The organism is Pedobacter foliorum (genome assembly GCF_013266735.1).
Classification (GTDB): Bacteria; Bacteroidota; Bacteroidia; order Sphingobacteriales; family Sphingobacteriaceae; genus Pedobacter; species Pedobacter foliorum.
Genome location: NZ_JABSNU010000001.1, coordinates 449,507 through 470,434, shown reverse-complemented (window position 1 = coordinate 470,434; position 20,928 = coordinate 449,507). Strand labels below are relative to the sequence as shown.

Annotated in this window: 19 protein-coding genes; 5 read left to right on the top strand and 14 right to left on the bottom strand. The window is 40.7% G+C overall.

The window, feature by feature from the left end; translation table 11 throughout:
* Positions 1-10: 10 nt before the first annotated feature.
* On the bottom strand, positions 11-1,132 hold the full coding sequence (locus tag HQN83_RS02080) for a thiol-activated cytolysin family protein (protein ID WP_173088102.1): 1,122 nt from the start codon (positions 1,130-1,132) through the stop codon (positions 11-13).
* Positions 1,133-1,203: 71 nt separating this feature from the next.
* On the opposite strand from HQN83_RS02080, the gene HQN83_RS02075 reads away from it, so the two are divergent.
* Positions 1,204-1,491: a cysteine hydrolase family protein gene (locus tag HQN83_RS02075; RefSeq protein ID WP_173088100.1), complete on the top strand. Its 288-nt coding sequence runs from the start codon at positions 1,204-1,206 to the stop codon at positions 1,489-1,491.
* 3 nt (positions 1,492-1,494) lie between these two features.
* On the opposite strand, the gene HQN83_RS02070 is transcribed toward HQN83_RS02075, so the two are convergent.
* A complete protein-coding gene (locus HQN83_RS02070) occupies positions 1,495-2,592 on the bottom strand; it encodes a PAS domain-containing sensor histidine kinase (RefSeq protein ID WP_173088098.1) in 1,098 nt (365 codons plus the stop codon).
* 363 nt (positions 2,593-2,955) lie between these two features.
* Here HQN83_RS02070 and HQN83_RS02065 point away from each other — a divergent pair, with 363 nt between their 5' ends.
* Positions 2,956-3,243: a hypothetical protein gene (locus HQN83_RS02065; protein WP_173088096.1), complete on the top strand. Its 288-nt coding sequence runs from the start codon at positions 2,956-2,958 to the stop codon at positions 3,241-3,243.
* Between the two features lie 13 nt (positions 3,244-3,256).
* A complete protein-coding gene (locus HQN83_RS02060) occupies positions 3,257-3,526 on the top strand; it encodes a type II toxin-antitoxin system RelE/ParE family toxin (protein ID WP_173088094.1) in 270 nt (89 codons plus the stop codon).
* Positions 3,527-3,823: 297 nt separating this feature from the next.
* Here HQN83_RS02060 and HQN83_RS02055 read toward each other — a convergent pair whose 3' ends face one another.
* From HQN83_RS02055 to HQN83_RS02010, 10 genes are all read right to left on the bottom strand, one after another.
* The gene (locus HQN83_RS02055; protein WP_173088092.1) at positions 3,824-4,162 is read right to left on the bottom strand and encodes a hypothetical protein; all 339 of its coding nucleotides are present in this window, start codon (positions 4,160-4,162) and stop codon (positions 3,824-3,826) included.
* Positions 4,141-4,455, bottom strand: a complete 315-nt coding sequence (locus tag HQN83_RS02050; RefSeq protein WP_173088090.1) for a hypothetical protein — start codon at positions 4,453-4,455, stop codon at positions 4,141-4,143. Before HQN83_RS02050 ends, HQN83_RS02055 begins: the two co-directional genes overlap by 22 nt.
* A gap of 82 nt (positions 4,456-4,537) precedes the next feature.
* On the bottom strand, positions 4,538-6,727 hold the full coding sequence (locus HQN83_RS02045; protein ID WP_173088088.1) for an alpha-galactosidase: 2,190 nt from the start codon (positions 6,725-6,727) through the stop codon (positions 4,538-4,540).
* Positions 6,728-6,830: 103 nt separating this feature from the next.
* Positions 6,831-7,724, bottom strand: a complete 894-nt coding sequence (locus tag HQN83_RS02040) for an AraC family transcriptional regulator (protein WP_173088086.1) — start codon at positions 7,722-7,724, stop codon at positions 6,831-6,833.
* Positions 7,725-7,854: 130 nt separating this feature from the next.
* Positions 7,855-9,096: an NAD(P)/FAD-dependent oxidoreductase gene (locus tag HQN83_RS02035; protein WP_173088084.1), complete on the bottom strand. Its 1,242-nt coding sequence runs from the start codon at positions 9,094-9,096 to the stop codon at positions 7,855-7,857.
* 36 nt (positions 9,097-9,132) lie between these two features.
* Complete coding sequence (locus HQN83_RS02030) at positions 9,133-10,134, bottom strand: 4-hydroxyproline epimerase (RefSeq protein WP_173088082.1); 1,002 nt, start codon at positions 10,132-10,134, stop codon at positions 9,133-9,135.
* Positions 10,131-11,768, bottom strand: a complete 1,638-nt coding sequence (locus HQN83_RS02025; protein ID WP_246254174.1) for an aldehyde dehydrogenase (NADP(+)) — start codon at positions 11,766-11,768, stop codon at positions 10,131-10,133. Before HQN83_RS02025 ends, HQN83_RS02030 begins: the two co-directional genes overlap by 4 nt.
* Positions 11,716-12,633: a dihydrodipicolinate synthase family protein gene (locus HQN83_RS02020; protein WP_173088080.1), complete on the bottom strand. Its 918-nt coding sequence runs from the start codon at positions 12,631-12,633 to the stop codon at positions 11,716-11,718. Before HQN83_RS02020 ends, HQN83_RS02025 begins: the two co-directional genes overlap by 53 nt.
* Before the next feature lie 156 nt (positions 12,634-12,789).
* Positions 12,790-14,184, bottom strand: coding sequence for an aminopeptidase P family protein (locus HQN83_RS02015; protein ID WP_173088078.1), 1,395 nt, complete (start codon positions 14,182-14,184; stop codon positions 12,790-12,792).
* 15 nt (positions 14,185-14,199) lie between these two features.
* A complete protein-coding gene (locus HQN83_RS02010; protein ID WP_173088076.1) occupies positions 14,200-16,443 on the bottom strand; it encodes a S9 family peptidase in 2,244 nt (747 codons plus the stop codon).
* A gap of 362 nt (positions 16,444-16,805) precedes the next feature.
* Between HQN83_RS02010 and HQN83_RS02005 the strand changes: the two genes are divergently transcribed.
* Together HQN83_RS02005 and HQN83_RS02000 are read left to right on the top strand one after the other, a co-directional pair.
* Positions 16,806-17,654, top strand: a complete 849-nt coding sequence (locus tag HQN83_RS02005; protein WP_173088074.1) for a hypothetical protein — start codon at positions 16,806-16,808, stop codon at positions 17,652-17,654.
* Positions 17,655-17,685: 31 nt separating this feature from the next.
* A complete protein-coding gene (locus HQN83_RS02000; protein ID WP_173088073.1) occupies positions 17,686-18,216 on the top strand; it encodes an outer membrane beta-barrel protein in 531 nt (176 codons plus the stop codon).
* Positions 18,217-18,279: 63 nt separating this feature from the next.
* Here the strand turns inward: HQN83_RS02000 and HQN83_RS01995 are convergent, their stop codons facing one another.
* Together HQN83_RS01995 and HQN83_RS01990 are read right to left on the bottom strand one after the other, a co-directional pair.
* On the bottom strand, positions 18,280-18,969 hold the full coding sequence (locus HQN83_RS01995) for a hypothetical protein (protein ID WP_173088071.1): 690 nt from the start codon (positions 18,967-18,969) through the stop codon (positions 18,280-18,282).
* Between the two features lie 12 nt (positions 18,970-18,981).
* A complete protein-coding gene (locus tag HQN83_RS01990; RefSeq protein ID WP_173088069.1) occupies positions 18,982-20,739 on the bottom strand; it encodes a M61 family metallopeptidase in 1,758 nt (585 codons plus the stop codon).
* Positions 20,740-20,928 lie beyond the last annotated feature (189 nt).

Sequence of the window (20,928 nt, the reverse complement as noted above, 5' to 3'; positions counted from 1 at the left end):
ATTTTTAATGTCATTTTATATGAAAATCCAGGTGATAAGTAGACCTGAATTTTTCACTACTGATGTCAGTAATTTTACTCACATAAAAATTAACCGGAACACCGTAATCTGTGTTGGAATAGCTTCCAGATGCAGCTAAAGCCTTGGTAAACAATTGAACCCGATTATAACCATTGGCAACTTGAATTTTATCAACCTCCCCTGCCTTAAAGCCCTGCATGTAAACCGTAATGACCGATTTTTGGAGTAAATCTTTATCTTCAGCGCGCTCCTGGCCATTTTGCGCGTTCTGAAAAGCTGACTTAATTTGCTGGAAAGAAGCATCCGATTCGATGGCTAGGATGGCAGTACGGCCATAGGTTACATGATTGACATATAGCGGATCACCGGATACCGTTGCTGGATCAATATTGGCTTCAAAAATCCTAAAGTCACTGGCCGGAAAGTCAACCGTGACATTGAAGAGCGACAGTTCATAATTGACATAGAAACCTGTTTTCTTTTTGATGTGGCCATGATCTCCAGGCTGCTTGATTACCAAAGCCGAAAAATCCCAATTCTTCCTGGTCGCCATAGAAATCTCACTATAGTTGCTGAATTCCGTACCATTGCTATAGCTGACGCTCTCTATTTGTTTTCCATCAGTATTTAAGGCATTTTTAATAAAATCAGTTGTGCCCTTCAACGAAGGGATGAGCGTTGTCGAAAATGGATCGAAACTCGGTGAGGTACTGTAAATGACCAGCGGATGCTGTTTATAGCCATTGGGCACAAAGGGCTGATAAAGCATGTTCCTGATACTGCCACCCTGAAGCAGGGCTCCTGGAAATACCGAGCTGTTTACCGCTCCCTGAAAAGATAACGCGGCATCGGTAAAATCTTCCGCCACCTGCACCTTAAAAGAGATACCTGCACTATCTGCCCAAATACTATCAGATACCACGGTATAACCTGGGTTTTTACGAACAGCCGATCTTATCGAATCAATTTTAAAAGCTTTGGCGCTCACCTGAGGCTTCACAATAACTGGAGGGGTAACAGTTGGTGGCACTATAGGTTCAGACTTGTCAATCTTTTTACAGGCAATAAAAACGGAGAAAAAAAATAAAAAAAAGAGGAAATAACGGTTCATAGAAAGCGTGTAGATGTTTAACATTAGGATAGATAGCGTCAAAGATATCATAAATGAATTACAAAAGGTGATTGAAAGCTTATCAATCAGGGATCAAAAAAAATCACCTCTTAACTCCGCAAAATGCAGCGCTGGTCATCATCGACTATCAACCTGTTCAGGTGAATTCAATAACCTCTATAGACAGACAGTTATTGGTAAACAACATTGTCGGCGTAACGAAAATAGCAAAGCTTTATAGGCTACCAATCATTCTTCCAACTGTCAACCTGAAAACTGCCCTAAACGCCGAAACCACTCCTCAGTTGCGTAAAGAAATGACAGGCCTACCTTCTTATGACCGCAGCACCGTTAACTAATGCTCAATCTTTAAATGTGAGTACGAACCTTACCCCTTCGTTAATTTTGCTTTCTACTTGAATTTGCCCTCCTAAACTATTAATGTGATTGTATATCAAAAAAAGGCCAATCCCTTTACTATCCGGATGATTGTGAAATGTCTGGTGCAGCCCGAATACTTTATGCTTCACTTTTTCCATGTCAAAGCCCAGGCCCTTATCTGAAAAGATCAATTGCTGACTACCATTTGTTCTTTTTGTAACAATAGAAATATCCGGATGAGATCCCGGTTTTGCATACTTAATGGAATTAGTGATCAGGTTAAGAAATATACTCTCCATATAAACCTTATTAAAGTTGAGGGTGTCAAATTCAGAGAAATCAATATGGAGAACTGCTCTGGAGCCTAGTACCAAGGAATTGATAGAATGAAGCACTCCATCCAGAGATTGATGAAGATTCAAGTTTTCTGTTGGAACATGCAAACTTTTTTTCTGACAGGCTGCCTCCAGATAATAATTTAAAGTAACATTTAACCCCTCTGTTGTTGACTGTAGTATGTTAATCAGGTTTCTAGTTTCTTCGTCCTGAATGGTTTCCATATCTAAAAGACTAAATATCGCAAGTAAATTACTTACAGGTGCCCTCAAATCGTGTGAGGCCATATGCGTTAAATGGTGGAGTTCTTCATTTATCCTTGAAAGGCTGACCAAAAGTTTGTTCCGTTCCTCCTCCAGTTTCTTTGTATGCGTTACATTCTTGGCAACAGCGTAGACCAGCTTCGATTCTGGAACAGGAATTGACGTCCAGGAGAGCCATACAATTTCACCATTTTTAGTCTGGTAACGATTTTCAAAATTCAACAACGGAACATTTTCCCTGAGGTTGTTTCGGTGTTCATCTGTAATCCCCTTGTCATCCTCATAGACAAAATCATTGATGGGCCTTGAAAACAACTCTTCTTGGGTATATCCCAGGAGTTTGGATACTGCCGGATTGATTCTTTTAAAATAGCCATCAAATCCAGCCATGCACATCAGATCCTGAGAAACTTCAAAAAAAGGTTCGCTATCAAAGCGCTCCTGAGCAACTCCATTTTGAATATTTACTGTAGGTATCATAAGATCCAGGGTTGATTTCTTATCGTGCAATTAACTAATGCACGCTACTAAATCTACTAAAGTTTCACTGCTTATTCATTTTGTTCAGTGATAAATTAGCTCATTTCATTCCCTGCCTGTAGGAAATTCGTGCTTATTTGTTTGATAATCATCAGGTTCTTCCAATAAAAATAATTTGATAATGATTGCATTAATTTTATGGTTCGAGATACTTTTATTAAGCTAAGCGTTTTTCCAGACGGCAAAGCTCCTTCAGGTGAGATCTTATCAGCGTGCCGAGGATTTAAATTAATCCGCTACTGCCTTAACGTTAGGGCTATCCTTTCCTTCAGCCAGACCCGCAGACAGTAATAATTTAAAACAATGGTAACACATGAGGAATATGTTGTTGGCATGTATTGCATAGATTTGAATATGAGTATATTAATATTTACAAATAGCGAACATGAAGAAAAAGTACTAGTTGCTTTTCTTGACAGTTTAAACTATAAATATCAATCTGCCATTGAGGAGGACCAGATAAATTTGGCCCTTATAGAATACTATACCAAAGATATTGAAAAAGCGAGTTTAGAAATGAAAGCGGGCAATCATATTAACCATAAAGATGTTAAAGAGCTGCTTCAGCTGAGAAAAAAAATCCGTCAGTAATTTAGGCCAGAACATGAAAATAAAATGGAATAAACTGGCCGTAAAACAACTGATTGATGCCATTGACTATCTGGACAACAACCAGCTATCCTCCTACGCTGAAAAAATTGAAAAGAGGATCCTTTTGAAGATATCCGCGCTTGGGAACGAGCAGTATTTACAGACAGAGCAACAGCAGGAAAATACCCCTAAAAACGTCAGGATTCTTCAGGTGGATCGATACCTTATCGCTTATCGAAAAACCTTAAATTCAATAAAGATTTTAAGGTTTTTCAGCAACTAATGAAATATATCAGCGAATCAAACCGTTTCTTTTTTATACGAACCTTAAAAATGAGCCCTATTTTCCTTAATTATTTTAGCTATGACTTCCAATTCACTTCCCCTTCAAACTGAGCTGTGTCCTTGTGGTAAAACCCCAAAAATTGACTTGACACGTATCCCCAGAACTCCATTTATGAAAACTTTTTTGTGGTGGTTACCCATCAAAAGATATAAATGCTACAGTTGCATGCGTGTAAAATGGATAAAAGGCTGATAATTCTACAGCGCAGGAAATCCATTAGGTGATACAATCAGGTTAACCGTTTAACAGGTTTCTTTTTTTGTTATAGTATAGCAGATAGCTTCTTTTAAGTGTATCACTAAGAGTGTTCTCTGGTGAAACTGAAGGAGAAGTAACCGTCCAGATTTGTGTTCCATCTCTTTTGATTTTCTGTTTTATCGAAAAATGAAAGGTAGGCCTTATTGGCAAACAAACAGCGTATACAGCAGTCCAGTAGGCAATGATAGCGGGCAGATTGTCGGTAATGATTCTGTAAAAATGCGCTGTTCCGGGCTGCTCATCACCAAGGTGATTGTTATTGACATCTTCCTTCATCATACATACAATTCCTTTCACTTCTGCATCTTCGAGCAAATTAGTGAGTTGACATTCATACCATATCCCATCCGCAAAAAGAACCTGTTTTTACACGCTTCTTCATTTTTGACAATCATTTTATTCAACACCAGCGCAAATTTATTTTTATGATCTTCGGAAATGACGGTTTGAAGTTTGTTTCCAATAATCCGTTCAGCTGCCTTTGGATTTTTGTATAGGATGGTTGGCTTATGGTCAATTATGATGGCCAGGTCACTGGTTTTAGCCAAAAACTGAAAAAATCCACTCTCAGGATTTATCCTTTCTCTGTTCACTTGTGCTGCTGACATTTGCGGAGCTCATTAGTGCTGTAGGTTGATGATTTATAGATAAAAAATAGCAATTTCCGCAGGTCTACCAAAGTCAAAAAAACTATGGTGTTGTAACTTTTAAAACAACACTGGTTCTGTTTACATCGGCTTCTGGATTTATCCCTATCGTCATCAGGAAATCTCCCGAGTAGACCTTTTGGCTGTCAATTGGTGATTTTGTAGCTGGATAAAGGTTGAGCTCTTCAATCTTATATCTTTTGTCCGGATCAAGTCCTTTGAGCTTTATTGGAATAGCGTTTTTGGCATTGTAAAGTGTAGAAACATAGTAATTGAAGACTATAGCCGTATCTTTTGTCTCACTTACATAGGATATGGCAGCTACTTTGTTTTCGTATGGATCCTGAAGTCGGTACTGCTGACCATGCCATATAATGTCCTTAATGCCATTATACGTTTTAATCGCATTTTGACTGAAAAGCAAGTCTTTTTCTTCCAGCTCATTCACTTTAACATCATACCCCAATTTACCCATCATGGCCACATCTGTTTTAAATTTAATAGGCTGCGACCCCATGTCTGTAACATGGTTGTCTATAGCTACTGAAGGGAAGTAATAAGAATACTCCCACTGTATAAAAATGCGGTCAAATGGATTGGTGTTATCGCTTGGCCAGAATTCGGTGAAGTATTTTAATGCTGCATAGTCCACTCTTGTACCTCCACCGGCACATAGCATCATCGGTATTTTTGGGTATTTCTTTCTTATTCGTTCCAGCACACTGTTTAAACCTTTGACATATTCCAGGTAAAAATGATCCTGATTTTTTAATGTTGGAGAATTGGCGTTATAAATTAACGAATTGCAATCCCACTTGATAAAAGCCAGATCAGGTACTTGCTTAAAAACATCGTTTACAGTGTTGAATATAAAGTCCTGAACTTGTGGGTTACTGAGATCCAAAACCAATTGGTTGCGCATGTAATATTCCTTTCTTTCCGGCTGTCGGATGATCCAATCCGGATGGTTTTCATAAAGTTCACTTTTAGGGTTAACCATTTCCGGTTCCAACCAAATACCGAACTTTACACCGTTTGCAGTTGCTTCCTTACCTAAAGCGCTAATCCCATTGGTTAGTTTCTGTTTATTAAACTGCCAGTCACCCAAACCGGCACTGGAGTTATTTCTGGGATATTTGTTTCCAAACCATCCGTCATCCAGTAAAAATACATCCACGCCTAGTTTTTTGGTATCTTGAATAAGGTGATTCAATTGCTCATCGTTAAAATCGAAATAGGTTGTCTCCCAATTGTTCAGCAGTGTTGCTCGCGCTCCCTTGCCTTCCAATAACTGGTATTTCCTTGCCCAATTTTGCAGGTTTCTACTGGCGGTTCCTTTTCCATTTGCCGAATAGGTGTAAACAAAACGTGGGGTTATAAACGCTTCTCCAGGTCTTAAGGTATAGTTCGAGGAAAAGTTGTTGATTCCGGCAGTAAGTCTTAAGTAATATTCATCAAACGTTTCAAAATCCAGCCTGAAATTCCCGGTCCATTCCAAAGAACCTGCAATAACTTCGCCCATATCTTCAGTAGCGGGTTGGTCAATTGAAATCATGAAAGAAGAGGAATTTAAGAGGTTATTCCTGGTCCCAAGCTTTGAGTCAATCGTTTTTATTCCATGTAAAAGCTGTTGTTCCTCTGAACGCATTTCACGTCCCCAGCCACTATAATGGTTCTTCAGAAAAAATTTCTTCCCACTAAGCGTTAGATTTGCTGAAGCATATTTATTTAAGACCACATTTCCTTTTTCCTGATGAACAATTTGCACCCATTGTTCTATTACGTCTTCATTAAAGTAAGACAAATAGTGTAAGCTAACCTCAAAGTTGTATTTGGCATCTTTGAGTACGATACTGGTTAGCTTTCTATTTTGATCTATCTGCTTTTCTTCGACCCTTGAAAATGTAAGTACGGTAGATTTGTTGCCATCGGCGTGGGTCACCGTCAATGCTGGTTCCAGCAAATTCAAGGAACCAGAAGCGATGTATGCCTCTCGTTTATTAAAGAGGTCATCGGAACCCGGCTTGTATTTATCCAGAGCTTGAATGGTTGGATATTCTCCAGCATTTCTGAGCTTCCTGCCGATGTAACTCAACAGTAAGGAATTGTCCTTGTCCGTTTCCAAAACAAGTACATTGTTTTTTGTAGTGATCTCCACTATTTTCTGAGCAAAGTTACTTTGTCCTATGGTCATAAATATTAAGAAAAGTGGTATGGATTTTTCGAATCTCATTTTTTGTATAAGTAAAGCAATTTAGTTTTCATTCCTGATAAAAGCATAAATGGGGAGATTCCCGGGCTTTTATAATCACTCGAATTACTCCGCTTTTCATCTGTTAATAAACCGATCGGCTAATGTTACTGTATTTATCGACATATACCCTCGGTGATTGTCCGATTACACTCTTAAATACCCTATTGAAATTGGTAATACTGCTGAATCCTGCACGATAAGCTACATTTGATATACAGTCAGTTTTTTGGTTGGAAATTAGGGTTTTACAAGCATCTGTTACCCGTATTTCGTTGAGAAAGGAGACAAAAGTGTGCCCGGTATGCTTTTTAAAATACCTGCAAAATGCTTGTCGGGTCATGCAGGCCTCATTAGCCACGTCCTCCAGAGAAATCTGACTACTGTAATTCTCGGTGATGTAACTGATAATTTTACTCAAACGTATCCCTTCGTTTTCACTGACGTTTGAAGAGTAGGAATCTGAACAAAGGGGTTCCACATTATCCTTCAAATTGCTAAGGCCAATCATCAGCTTTAGGAAATTTAGCAAAACTTCCATGCCCGAGGCCTCATGCACGCTAAAAATTTCTGAAACAAGGGAATCGGCTCCATGCTCAGGGACTTTGAATCCGTGTTTATTTTTCAACAGAAAAGCGCTCGCTAACTTCATTTCTGGAAGATTGAATATTGGAGCAAGCCGTACATCCATGTTAAAATAGATAGAGCAGGCTTTAATATATTGCTTGGTGTCGGGCAGAAAATACTCGGGATTGCTTTTGAAAAGATGGGGAAGCTTTGCACCGATCACAAAGATATCGCCAGGCTGAAAACTATGCATATCACTACCGGCAATTAAGGTTCCTTCCCCTTCTTGTATGTAGGTAATCTGCCATTCATCGTGTCGGTGAAGGAATGGATAAAAATGTGGTTGCTGAATGTGTTCTGATGTCACACTTTTATCATCAGGCACTAATATCGTAAATGGTAAAACTTTCATAACAATGAGTTTAACATCATTAATGTAAATATATTAACCCGAAAAAAATCAAACTAAATCACTTAGGGTTAATATAATACCAACACTTGCAAATATACAAGCAATATTTGCCTAATTCTTCCCAATCTGTCTATCGATCTACAGTAAATGGACTTAAATTTAAATCCGTCTGTTCTCCCGAAATGATCTGACTCACCAACAGCCCTGTTGCCGGAGCCAGGCTCAGTCCCATCATCCCATGTCCGGTGGCGAAGACCAGATTGTGGTGCTTCCGGCTTCTGCCAATATAAGGTAAACCATCTGGCGATGAGGGCCTAAATCCATACCAGATGTCCTTTTCTGAAGGAATTAAAGGATTCAGATCAGGAAAATAATCGGGTACAGATTCTACAATTCCTTTTACCCTTGCTATATTTACCCTACTATTGATTTGATCTAACTCCATCGTTCCTCCATACCTTATTTTGCCATCCATAGGGGTTATCGCTACCCTTGCTTCACATAAAAGCGCCGGTATCGTTAACCTGTTTTGGGGTTCTAACTCCATAAATGAATAACCTTTACCCGGCATAATCGACAACTCGATATTCGCCATCCTGGCTAATGCCGGCGACCAGGAACCGGCGGCAATTACATATTCATCTGCCTCCCAGGCAGTATCACCTGCAATAACTTTTGTAATGCGGTTGCCGGAAAACACGATGTCCTCAACTAATGTATTTTTAATAATCTGAACTCCATTTTCATTTAAATATCTCAATAAGCCATTCATGAGCTGGGTTGGGTAGAGATGGGCATCGCAGCGATAGTGGACCGCTCCCAGGACATTGAGTTCCAAATCTGGCTGTAAAGCCTTGCATTCCTCAGCATTCAAAACCGCCATATCTAAGCCCAGTTCAATGGCTTTTTTTGCGAGTTCGGCTTCCTCTTCAGCTGCTTTTTCTGTTTTATAAAAAGCGAGAATGCCGTTGGTAGTCAATTCAAAATTAAGGTCTGGGTTTTTGGCCAAATCCTGATAAAGTTTTTTGCTGAGTAATGACAGATCGCGAAGTGGTATGGCAGACTGTTCTACATGTTTGGCACTGGCATGTTTAACGAATTTCACTCCCCAACGCATCAAATTCATATTGAAGGATGGACGTACGTAAAAGGGGCTTTTGCTGTTGAACATCCATCGGATACCTTGTTTAATCATCCCCGGAGCGGCTAAGGGTACAAAATGACTGGGTACAATCATGCCTGCATTTCCAAATGAACAACTATCGCTGATAGCTCCTTTATCCAGAATTGTCACTTCATGACCCTTTTTCCTTAAATAATATGCGGTGCATAAACCCACAACTCCCCCTCCTATAACGATTACTTTTGACATGCTTAATTTCTATTGATCGTGATTAATTCTTAGTGCTTAAATTACCTGAAAACCATGTGCATAGGGGTCATCTTCGGCGTCAATCTTAATTGTATTGTAGCCAAATACCTTAGCCCATCCTTCTACACTGGGTATGATGGCCTTTATGCCATTCAAATCTACTTCCTGCTCTACCCTACCCGTAAACTTGCTTCCAATAAAACTCTCATGTACAAAATCTTCCCCTTTTTTCAATTTGCCTTTGGCATGCCATTGAGCCATACGGGCTGAGGTTCCGGTTCCACATGGTGACCTGTCAATGGCTTTGTCGCCATAAAAAACTGCGTTCCTGGCGGCAGCCGCCGGATCTATTGTTTTCCCCGTCCATAACACATGACTGCATCCATTTATGGTTGGATCGGCAGGATGTACAAAAGTGTATTGTTCATTGATCAGCTTCCTAATGGTCTGGCTCCAGGTAATTAACTGGCTGGCGGTATAATGCTCCAAACCTTCAAAGTTGGGTTGAGGATCAACAATTGCATAAAAGTTACCTCCATAAGCCACATCAAATGTCAACATCCCCAGGTCAGGACACCTTACCTGAAGATCCTGAGCGGCCAGATAGGAAGCGACATTGGTTAGCTTAACAGAGGTCACTTTCTTTCCCTCCTGCTTATACTCAATCCATACCAGGCCTGCTGGAGCCTCCATCCTGATTACCCCAGGTATTTTGGGTTGGATGAGGCCTTCTTCTATAGCAATAGTGATGGTTCCAATCGTACCATGACCACACATGGGCAGGCAACCGCTTGTTTCGATAAAAAGAACTGCTACATCATTATTGGGGTCATGAGGTGAATAGAGAATGCTTCCTGACATCATATCGTGGCCGCGGGGCTCGAACATCAAACCAGTTCTGATCCAATCAAATTCCTTTAAAAAATGTTGCCGCTTTTCACTCATGTTGGCGCCAACTAATTCAGGTCCTCCGCCGGCAACTAACCTTACCGGGTTGCCGCAGGTATGCGCATCTATACAGAAAAAAGTCTTACTCATGATTTTGTTATTTTTTGGTTAACGGTTCTAAAAATTTCCAATGGATTTTCATCTTTAAGTTCATCGGGCAATAATTCCTGTTCCCAATCCTGGTAGGCCAACGGTCTTACAAATCTGTTTATGGCGGCAGAACCCACGGAAGTAAACCGACTATCATTGGTTGCCGGAAACGGTCCTCCATGCTGCATTGCCCCACATACCTCGACGCCCGTGGGCACTCCATTAAAGATGATTCTTCCTGTTTTTTCGCTTAGTGCATCAACTAAGGTCTGGTGCTGCTGAACTTCAGGTTTACTTGCCATTATAGTGACAGTGAGTTGTCCTTTTAACACCGCCACTACCTCCATTAGTTCAGAAATGTCTCTTGCGATAACAAGCATGGAGTAAGGGCCAAATACCTCTTCCTGTAAACTTGGGTTTTGAATAAAATCAATAGCATTGACTTCGGCTACTGTAGCTTCTGATTGATTTTGCAGGCTTTTGTCTTTATTTTTTGAAACAGATAAAAGCCTTACTCCTTCCAGCTGGGTAACCTCGGTAGTTAACTTTTTATAGTTTTCTGCTATGCCTTTAGTCAGCATGGTAGCAGATGGGATATCGGCTATGGATGCTGCCAATACCCGCTTGAATTGCTCCAGAGCAGGGGATTGAATCCCCAATAGCAGTCCTGGATTGGTACAAAACTGACCTGCACCCAAACTGATCGATGCAGCATACTTTTTAGCCAAATCACCTGCACTTTTTTCTAGGGCCTCGGGTAAGAAAACTACAGGATTTATGCTGCCCATTTCTGCAAATACGGGAATGGGTTCTGTACGTTGCTGTGCCAGCCTGATCAGTGCCATACCACCGGAATAAGATCCTGTAAAAGTTATTGCTTTTGTAAGCTCATGTTGAACTAAACATTGGCCAATAGAGTATCCATCGTCATAAAGAAGTGAAAAAATACCTTTAGGCATCCCTGTTTTTTTAATTGCATTTACAATTGCCGCACCGACCAAAGCACTGGTTCCATAATGACCTGGATGTGCTTTGACTATTACCGGACAGCCGGCAGCCAGGGCTGATGCGGTATCTCCACCAGCTACTGAAAAAGCCAGGGGGAAATTGCTTGCCCCAAAAACAACTACCGGGCCAATAGGCACAAGCATACTCCTCAGGTCTGGCCGGGCTAAGGGCTTTCGATCAGGCAATTCAGTATCAATAACTGCATTAACCCAGGAACCTTCAGAAACAAGATTTGCAAACAACCTGAGTTGTCCGGTAGTCCTGCCTAGTTCGCCTTGCAAACGGGCCAATGGCAGACCGCTTTCTGCTGATGCCCGTTCGACCAATGGTCCGGAAATTTGCTCAATTTCACTGGCTATGGCATTCAAAAAACTTGCCTTGACATCTTTATTCATTTTCCGATAATCACGGAAAGCTGCTGTTGCCGATCTTAAGGCGCTTGCTACTTCGGTGCTGCTGGATTTAAAAAAATCGCCTGCTAATGGCAATCCGGTAGCCGGATTAGTTGCAATCAGGATTCCTTCATTTGCATCAACAAAAGTGGCCGCTACAATATTTCTTCCGTCCATAGCGCTACTTCCCCCAACTTCCAACAGGCAATTCTGGTCGGACAGCCAATGCATCATTTATGATTTTAAGCACCCTTTCACGTTCAATTCCCTTAATCGGTAATCGTGGCGCACGAACAGTTTCCGTACCTAGCCCCGTTGCCACTTCTGCCAACTTGATGTACTGAACCAGTTTTGGATGAATATCCAGTTCAAGAACAGGTAAAAACCAACGGTAAATGGTTAAGGCTTCGGCAATACGATTTTCTTTGATCAGTCTGAAAATAGCTACTGTTTCTTTTGGGAAGGCATCAACTAGTCCGGCAACCCAGCCATGTGCGCCCATTACAATACTTTCCATTGCCAAAGGATCTACACCGGTAAAGATTTTGAAACGATCCCCGAAACGGTTGATTAAACGGGTAACATTGGAAACATCTCTGGTGGATTCTTTAATGGCTTGTATGTTTTCATGCTTGGCTAGCTCCTCAAACATGTCTAAGGTAACCTCTATTTTATAGTCAACAGGGTTATTGTAAATCATGATGGGTAGCTTGGTGCTTTCCGCAATAGCGCTGAAGTAATCAAGTGCTTCTTCAGATGATGCGTAGTAACGCATTGGGGGCAATAGCATTAATCCGCTTGCCCCTAAGGCTTCCGCTCTTGTTGCTGCTGCTATCCCTTTTTTAGTGGTAGCTTCTGCAATGTTCAATAAAACCGGTACACGGCCATCAACTATGGCGATGGTATGCGATAGCAGATCGAACTTTTCTTCATCCGTAAGCACACTGGCTTCACCTAGCGAGCCTCCTAAAATAATTCCTTCGGCACCGGCCTCCAGCTGGGCTTCAATGTTCTTATCGAATGCTTCAAAATCCAACTCATCATTGGGCGTAAATTTGGTTGTTACAGCGGGAAATACTCCCGTCCATTTTATACTCATTGTTTCTAAATTAATATGATTTAACAAATCCGGAACTGCAGATAACTCACTAAATGTCAGCTACTACAACCCTGGGTTAAATCAAAATTAAGCTAAGAACAGCTTTCGAAATGTTTGGATGTTAACCAATACCAACTGTAAATACACCGTTTTACATTAAACAGAAGATCGGATGGTCTCGATTTCGGAAACAGTTAAGGACAAATGTTTACCCAACATTCGGCTGTTGTTTTCGGTGATCAAAAAGTCATCTTCTATTCTAATGCCGGTAAACTCTCTAAATTGTTCCAATCTTTCATAGTTGATGTATTCCTTAAACCTGTTATCAGCTTTCCATTGGTCGATAAGTTCGGGAATAATATAGATGCCGGGTTCAACAGTCAGTACATATCCGGGCTGAAGTTCTTTTCCCAACCTTAAAGATTTTAGACCAAATTGCGTAGTGTTTTTGATCAACTGATCAGTGTATCCTACATACTGTTCTCCAAGATCTTCCATATCGTGAACATCCAATCCCATCATATGTCCGGTTCCACATTGAAAAAACATCGCATGGGCACCTGCATTTACTGCATCCTCCACAGTCCCTCTCATCAGACCAATGTCTTTTAGACCTTGGGTTAAGGTCCGGCATGCGGTAAGATGGACATCCAAATACCGAATGCCTGGTGCCAGGAGATCTTTTGCATCAGTGTAGGCCTGAAGCACAATTTCATAGATATCCTTTTGAACCGGAGTAAATTGCCTGCCAACTGGAAATGTGCGGGTTAGGTCTCCGGCATAGCCAAGTTCCGTTTCCAGGCCAGAGTCATTTAATACCATTTGGCCTTCCTGAAGTTGATTTCCATAATAATGGTTATGAAGGATCTGACCGTGGACGGTCAAAATTGCCGGATAGGCCAACTGACCGCCGGAGGCCATCGCTGCCTGATGTATTTTAGCGACAATTTCCCGTTCATACATTCCCGGCCTTGCCGCTTGCATCACCACCTGATGCATATCTGCTGAAAGCGAAGCCGCCAGATCGAGTTGAACAATTTCTTCCGCTGATTTTACGGACCGTTGCGCCACGACAGCCTTGATGAGGTCTATGGAGGCCCTGTTTGATATTTCGGAAACTGACAGTCCAAACCATGAGGAAATTTTGGTCTTATTCTCTGCCCGGTAAGGTGGCAGATAATGGACTTTCTGTTTTTTTGTGATGTAACTACTGATGTATTGATGGAGCTCCTTAGCCGGTAAAACTCTTTCTATAGCGGCGTCTGATGCTTTTTCTGTTAGTGTCTTTTGTCTGCCCATCCATACAATGTCATCAATACTCATTTCATCACCAAAGAGAATGGTTTCATCTCCATCAAGATCTATAACTGCGGCCAAAGCTGGTTCCTTTATGCCAAAGTAGTATAAAAAGGTACTGTCTTGTCTAAAATGATAAGCATTGTCCTTATAATTCATTGGGCTTTCCTCATTTCCAAGGAATAATAAAATCCCTGATCCAAGCGACTTTTTGAGTTGTGCTCTCCTATTGGCGTAAATGTGTTTTTCAAACATAATGGTGTGCATTGATTAAAGGCTATTCCAGCTTATCGGCGTTACGTTCAATAAATATCGGATAAAAAAATCTCTTTTTTTACGTCTTCCATAAGCGCCTCCATCCGTATGGCCAGCGCCTGGAATGGCTAAAAATTCAAAATCCTTATTCGATTTTATCAAAGCATCGGCAACTCTATAGGTTGATTCCGGTGGTACATTCGCATCATTCTCTCCAACAATGAGCATTAGCCTCCCCTTAAGATTGGAGGCATGGGTAACATTAGATTGTTCTTCATAATGTTTCCCTACAGGATACCCCATCCATTGTTCATTCCAGGGCTGTTTGTCTATTCTGTTGTCATGACAACCGCAAGACGATACGGCTGCTTTATAAAAGTCGGAATGAAACAACAATGCACCAAGAGAATTCTGTCCGCCTGCAGAAGTTCCATAAATACCAACCCTGGCAGTATCAGCATAAGGATATTGCTTAGCCATCGCTTTAATCCATAACATCCTATCCGGTAATCCAGCATCTACCAGGTTTTTCCAGCAAAGATCATGAAAGGCTTTGGAGCGATTGGCTGTTCCCATTCCATCAATTTGTACCACGACAAAACCTAAATCAGCAGTACTTTGCATTTCACCGTAGGAAACGAAATTTTTGGGTACAAAAGAGTCATGGGGACCGGCATAAATATTTTCGATGATCGGATAGCTTTTAGTGCTATCTATATTGGAAGGAAAGCAGATTACCCCATAAATATCTGTCAGGCCATCGCGGGCTTTGGCAACAAATGGTTTCATACTTTGAACCTTATTCTTAGTCAAATAAGTAATGTCTGATTGTTCGATATTCATCAGTTTTTTGCCATCGCTGGCACGAAGTAACTTATGTACCGGTGCTACATTCACCTGTGAATATGAATCGACACCATACTTAAAATCAGGAGAATACTTTAGTTTATGATTGCCTATTTCTGGTGTAAGATCAACTAGATTTTTACCCGAAAAGCTAATTCTATAATAATGGATATTATAAGGATCTTCACCTTTATTCATTCCGGAAGCCTGAAACCAGATCTCCCTTTTTACTGCATCAACACTATCTATACCTCTTACCACCCAGTTTCCCTCGGTAATCGGTTTAATGGTTTTGTGTATTGAATTAACCAGGTAAAGATGTCTATACCCATCTTTTTCTGAGCTCCAGATCACTTCATTACTTTTCGGGAGAAATTGGGTGTAAACCCGCCACAGAAAAATAAAGGTATTGCTTTTTTCATCTACGATATCCTCTACTGTTCCGTTTGAAGCATCTCCCTGAATAATTCTAAAACGCTGGCGAGTCCGGTCCGGTCTGTTGAACAAAAATTTCTTTGAATCTGCTGTGAAATGGATTTCCGGAGGTCCTTCAAAATCAATCTTAGGCATATTCATTTTGATGACTTTATGCGCTGGACTGGTGTTGAAAACATACATTTCGCAGCTACTGTTTTCATCCCCCGGCTGGAAATAATTTCTACTGACCAATTCTCCTCTTGAGGTATTGGGCACTGAAGAAAGTACAGTATAAACATGTTTTGCAACGATGTTCTTAATTTTATAACCAATCAGATATTCACTGTTGGGTGCCCAGGTCAGCTCACCATAAGCCAATTCTGAGTTCCCATCAGTAGATAGCTGCACTGACTTCCCATTCGTTTGGTCTTTCAGATAGATGTTGTTTTCTTTTATATAGGCCAGCCATTTTCTATTAGGCGAAATACCGATTGTAGTGTCCCCCCTTTTTAAATTTCTACGATAGCTATTTTTTCTATTGTCCTGTACTTCCATTAGTTTATGTTCACGCAGATCTAGCTGATACCGCTTTCCTTTTGCCATAAATCTGACTGAAGAAAATCCCTCAGAAAAGGAAGAATCTGTGAGGACAATATCTGAGGGAATAAAATGAGCTCCGCCTAAGCCATTTGCCGCGGTCAAGAGCACACGATCGTCGAGTATCTTTGTTTTCTTTTGTGTGATGGCATCAACGCGATAGACTTCTCTTCCATCTTTAGCAGATCTGCTATACCAAAAACTGAGGTTATCTTTGCTCCACACTGGCTTGATGTCCATATTGTAAACATTTTTACTAACGGTTGAATCCAAAAATGCGATACGCTGATACGCTTTCATCTGATCTTTGGTTTCCGGCTGGTAAGGATTTTTCTCCTGTGCTTTTAATCCGGCTAAAGGGCCTAAGCATAAAAGCATACAAAAAGTAATTATTTTCATTCTGAACATCAGGTTATTATTTAAATGTAAAGATTAGCGGTATTGCTGAAAAAACAAAACATCACGCAAAGCTATCTTATTGCCCTAAATCTTGTTGTACATTGATTCACAAATAATGACCGGATTTTAACCGATTAGCAAGTCTGACACCAATTTTGAAGAATCTCCGGAATACTCGTTTAAGTAGCAAGCGAGTCATTTATGCAGCGGAGATTTTCTGTAAAAATCAAACAAAGGCAACTGTAGTCAGTTCAGGCGACCTGCACAGCTCAAAACACGAATAAAACTGCATCAAAAAAATTGGTTGTCAGCGGATACATTAAAAGCTAAAACAATTATATTTACTTACCAATCTCAACCCTATGAAAAAATTCTATGTATTCCTTGTTTTAAGTCTGATTTCAGTTCATCTTTTTGCACAAACAAAAAGCACTGCAAAGCAAGACATCATTCAAAAACTCAACGGTGAAGAAATGAAAGGAAAGGTTGTCAGAATCACTGATAGCGATGTTACCTTCATATACAACGGCGAAACAGCTGAATACATCATCAAAAAATCTGATATTGCTAAGATTGTGCACTCCAGTGGTAGAATAGAAATCATCAGCCAGCAGAGCCTTCCAGTTCAGGAACGTCAAAAGGATGAGGTGAGCATGTCAGCTACTCCGGTCGATCATCATAATAAAATAGCGATTCTCCCATTCACTTATCTGATGGACAATCAACCCGGAGCAGAGGCAATTGGTCTTAAAGCACAAGAGGACACTTATGGATTCCTCTCTCAGCATTCTGCAGGATATACAATTCTGGATCCTAGAACAACCAACGCTACATTAGCGAAAGCTGGGGTTACTAAAGATAAAATGATGAATTTTACCATGAAGGAAATCTGTGACGTCCTTGGGGTTGAATATGTTGTTGATGGTGTAGTTACCCAAAACAAAGGTTATCAGACGAGTTCTTCAAGTGAAAATTCAAATACCAAAGTGAAACGCGATGGCGACAAAGATGTAAAAGGAGTCTCTTCTTACGGTTCAACTTCAAGTAATGCTGTTCAAAGATATGATGTAGCGGTAAGCTTGCATATCTATATGGATAATAATGCCAGCATTTATAACCAAACCCATAAAGCCTTTTTAAGCAACACCGATGGTTCCTATAATAGCCCTCTGGAGTATCTGCTAAAAAGATGTCCTCTGTACAGAAAATAATAATCACTCCATAATTAACAATTAACAGCTTATGAACCGCATTTTTTTTGCACTAGTATTTCTTTTTATTTTCCCGTTAGTTTCCATGGCTCAGAAAGGCAGCAATTTCCTTCAGGTATCCGGACAGGCTGCAATACCCACAGGAGCTATTTCAGATGTTGTCAAAACCGGTTTTGGTGGAGCCGTTAAGGGGATTTATGGCTTCAGCCGGAATCCACAGTATCTCACCCTGGAAGCAGGCTACAATAGATTTGCAGCTAAGAATATGCCTGCTGGTGCTTCTGCACATTATTCCGCGTTGCCAATTTACCTAGGCTACAGAGCCAACCTGAGTGGGGTCGTTCTCGAATCACAGGGAGGGGTTTCATTTAACCGAATTGCAGGTTCGGGCCCTGGAGGTTCAGCTAGTGCTAACCAAACTGCATTTGGCTGGGCCATTAGTGCAGGCTATACCTTCAAAGACCTTGAGTTAGCTGTAAGGTATCAGAGTTCCGAAGGAAATAACGACGTTCAGATTATCAGATTTATTGGTATCCGTTTGGGATACAATTTCGGACTATAAACAGCTTGACAACAATTAATATGACTGTCAGGTCAAATGTTGACCTGACAGTCATATTAATTGTTAGATCTTCTTGTAATTCGAATATTCAGAAATCGTCTCCATTGGTGCCAGCTGCCCCAAAAATTTCACGATCAGATTCAGGTCCTCGTTTTCAGTGAAGTAGCGCTTTTCCTGCTCGTTGTAAATATATTTAACCACAAGGTCAAGCTTTTCAGCATTAAAAATTTTAATTTTTAGTGTTTTTTCATTTAAGGATTGTAGCTTTTCCAGTCTTTTCGTATTCAAGTTTATAGTCATGTACAGGCGACAATCTTTCATAAATGAGGCTTCGGAGGGAATTGACGAAGGATCCTGTTTGTAGCTGATCAACAATAAGTCTGTACTCTCCTTCTCGATCTTATAGGTGCTATCATCTACCTTGCCCGCCACAGGTTGAGGCTTACTGTGGTTTTTACGAAAGGTTTTTATTTCGGATGAACTCGGAGTTTTCCCTTTCACCGAAATCACGGTCCAACGGTCCGCTTCAGGTTTGGAGGGGTCAAAAGTCGCCAGTGTTACAGTCTCCTTGTTGTTGGCTATCGAAGTGTATTTGTAATCAAATGCATAATTTTCAGGTCGCTGCTTGATCTCGGCTTCTAATAAAGCAGGATCAATACCATGTTTGGCAAATGCATCAAGAACTAAAGATTTTTGCGCGAAAGACAAAAGAACCGACAGGTTTAAAAGGGCGAACAGTAATAGTTTTTTCATATAGTAGGAATTTTAGTTTTTTAGCCAGGAATGTTTCAGTTGAAGTTTTGATTGGTCTGAAAACCGGAAACCCGGCTCTTCAGTGTAGTTTAGTTTTACGGTACCATTGCGTATTATTTTTTTTCCGTCACGCAACACCTCTATGCTTACAGGAGCGCCCTCCTTTAGCCCATAACCCAGCATAAGCGCAGAAGATCCGTCCTCTGCATTAAATTGCAATCCATTCATACGGAGTAATACGTCCTTATCTTTCAAACCAAGATTGGTGAAGAACTTATTCTGATCGTCTGGTTGAGCCACGACCACCTGTTTTTTATCCTCATCAATATTGATATACAATTGATCATTGGATACAAATACAATGGGTTCAGCAACAGGCACAGTGCTTTGCGAAAGACCCATGCGCTTCAGATAAGTAGCATAATCAATCGGTTCTCCTCCCACTACATGCAGTTTTAGAAACGCGGCAACAGCGGGAAAGGTCATCTCTGAAATGGTCTGTATAAATTCTTCGTCCTTGAATGGCTGATCAGCTCCATACTTAGCCACCAGCTCTCCCATAAGAGATAGGATTCCTTTTTTACCGGCACTGTGTTCTCTTAGCAGGATGTCCATACACATCGCAATCAATGCCCCCTTTTGGTAGACATTAGGATATTCCCGCTTCATGCTATCCTGTAAAACATTCTTACTCATTGTGGTAAAGGACAAAGCGTCATTGTAGTCCAATGAAGCTTTAATCTTAGCCGTCATCAGGTCATAAAATTTATTTTCAGAAATCAGCCCCTGATTTACCTGGAACAGATTGGCAAAGTATTCAGTTACGCCTTCATAAAACCAAAGGTGACGGCTCATTTTCGGATGTTCAAAATCAAAGTACCTGATTTCTTCTGAATGTACCTTTAGTGGTGTCACCGTATGAAAGAATTCATGACTGATCACATTAATCAGATCCTGACTGGTCATCGACTCCCGGAATACAGCTGTTGTCGAATTGTTATGTTCCAAAGCACCAATACCTTTTGCATCACCATCAGCAGAAGTGGTCAGGTAAGCCAATACCGCATATTTTTTTGTGGTATTAAGTTTACCCAAGAACGTTTTCTGAGCGATGATCATTTTCTGAAGGTCCGGTTTAAGCTGCATGGCACTAACATTTCCATGCGGAGCATAAACGCTCAGCAAAACATCCATGTCATTAACCCGAAACATAGCAGTATCCGGCTTGGAGTACATCACCGGGTTGTCCACCGCCTCGGCGAAACGTTTAAATGAAAAGCGATCACTTGTAGCTGAAGTGTCATTGTCAGATGCAGCCGTAGCAGCAAAAAGATCAATCGGATGTTGTATAGCGATGCGGTATGGCAGCTCCTGCAAGCCGTTAAAATACCCTACAAAGCCACACCAATTGATCCAGAATTGTTTCCCTTCTAAAATATTTGTTCCGGAAGGTGAAAATATGACCTTTTCCTTTGATCCGAAAACATCGGCCCCAGACTCAGCGTCAAAAGTGTCATTTACCAAATAGGACAAACGCCCGAGTTCTTTTGCATTGGCAATTACCACGGTATTGGAGTCTCGAAGTTGTACAGGAAGCGCTTTACCCTGATGCGTATATGCACGGATATCTTCAATAAAACGACCATAGTCCGCTACTGCATAGGTGCCTGGAATAATGCTGGCAAAATGATAAACGATTGTATCACTGTTGATCTTTGGAGGTTTGATTTCTACACGCACCTTATCATTGGGAACATTTATCAAATCCACATTAACTGAAATAAAATGCTGCGCTATTGATTGTCTTTGTTTGGGTACTGAGCAGGATAAGACAAAAAGTACCGCTGACAATAATATTAAGGATGCGATATATTTTCTAATTACTGACAAATCAGATCGTCCAAAAAGTTTAAATTTAGTAGCGCGCAAATGGTTTCAGTTTTTTTTCAAAGTTAAAAT